The 1,067-nt window shown below is 68.2% G+C and carries 1 protein-coding gene; it reads right to left on the reverse strand.

Features of this window, described 5'->3' with window-relative positions; translation table 11 throughout:
• Positions 1–9 precede the first annotated feature (9 nt).
• Positions 10–885: an IS5 family transposase gene (locus ACFW3F_RS25585; protein ID WP_388062521.1), complete on the reverse strand. Its 876-nt coding sequence runs from the start codon at positions 883–885 to the stop codon at positions 10–12.
• Positions 886–1,067 lie beyond the last annotated feature (182 nt).

A 1,067-nucleotide genomic window follows, 5' to 3' on the forward strand; every position in this document is an offset into this window, starting at 1 on the left:
GGCCCAAAGTCACAGCCACTCGCTGATGGTCGCGACCAGCACGGTCGCCTCGTAGCGGACGGCGAGCTTGTCGTATCGCGTGGCGACAGCACGGTGTCTCTTGAGACGGTTGATCCCGCACTCGACCGCATGGCGCTGGCGGTAGTCGGCCGGGTCGAAGCGCGGCGGCCGACCGCCGCGGGAGCCGGGCTTCTGGCGGTTGCGTGCCTGGTCGGCCTTGTCCGGGATGGTGCATCGGATTCCGCGTCGGCGCAGGTAGGCGCGATTGTTGCGGGAGGCGTACACCTTGTCAGCCCGCACCCGATCGGGACGAACGCGTGGCCGACCCGGCCCGAGGCGGGGCACGCGAACCTTCTCCAGCACCGGTTCGAACTGCGGCGAGTCTCCACGCTGCCCTGCCGTCACCACGATCGACAGGGGCTTCTGACCCTGTTCGACGGCCAAGTGCAGTTTGGTGGTGAACCCGCCGCGCGAGCGTCCCAGCCCGTGATCACGAGGCTCGGTGAACACGCCACCCGGCGGTTCCTTCTGCAGATCACCCTGCCTGCGAGCTCCGGCCGCATGCTGGTGAGCGCGGCAGACCGTGGAGTCGACGCTGAGGTCCCACGTGATTGCGCCCTTCGCATCGGCCAGGGACTGGAGGCGGGTGAGGATGCGGTGCCAGGTGCCGTTCCGCTGCCATCCACGGAACAGGTCGTAAACCCGGTTCCAGGGCCCGTACTCGACAGGGATGTCCCGCCACGGCACACCGGTCCGGACACGGAACCGTATGCCGTCGATCAGCTGCCGCCGAGGCCACACAGGCGGCCGCCCCACCTTCGTCCCCTTCGGCAACAACGGCCCCAGCACCGCCCACTGCTCGTCCGTGAGATCTCCCCGACCCATGAACCGTGATCATTCACAGCCCCAAGATCCACTTTCGACACACGGCCTAGAACGGAAGGGGTGAGGGCCTTCCGTTCCTTCGTGAGGCGCTTCCCCGGAGCGCGTCGGTCGCCAGGCGGTGTGTGTGGGAGGGGAGGCCATCGTCCGGCACGCTGCGGTTGGTCTGGCCCTTGCCGTGGATG

Origin of the sequence: Gordonia sp. NPDC058843 (assembly GCF_042743165.1) — a bacterium.
GTDB lineage: Bacteria > Actinomycetota > Actinomycetes > Mycobacteriales > Mycobacteriaceae > Gordonia.

Bases quoted from the DNA above. Each gene is read 5' to 3' on its own strand.
- ACFW3F_RS25585 (WP_388062521.1), bottom strand. From the start codon at position 885: ATGGGTCGGGGAGATCTCACGGACGAGCAGTGGGCGGTGCTGGGGCCG.